This is a genomic window from Flavonifractor sp. DFI.6.63 (genome assembly GCF_024462255.1).
Classification (GTDB): Bacteria; Bacillota; Clostridia; order Oscillospirales; family Oscillospiraceae; genus Lawsonibacter_A; species Lawsonibacter_A hominis.
The window spans coordinates 1-251 of record NZ_JANGBE010000162.1 but is presented as its reverse complement, the minus strand read 5'-3'; the positions used below and the strand labels follow the sequence as shown (position 1 = coordinate 251).

The 251-nt window shown below is 43.0% G+C and carries 1 pseudogene; it reads left to right on the top strand.

The window, feature by feature from the left end:
• Nucleotides 1-126 precede the first annotated feature (126 nt).
• Nucleotides 127-251, top strand: a pseudogene (locus NE547_RS18335) (IS200/IS605 family transposase); the annotation flags it as partial.

The window sequence follows — 251 nt, the reverse complement described above, 5'->3', positions numbered from 1 at the left end:
GTTTCTTCCCGTGGCAGCAGCGGCTTGATTCGTTCCCATTGTTCTTTTGTTAATTCATATCGTTTCATGCCCTTAGCTTCGCATAACTTGGTTTGTTGTGCAACTTTTATTTTTCAAACAAGCCCTAGAGGCTATTATGTAGACACAGTAGGAAGGAACAAAAAGCAAATAGCGGAATATATCCGAAACCAATTAGAATCGGACCAGCTGGCGGATCAACTGGGACTTAAGGAGTTCGTGGACCCGTTTAC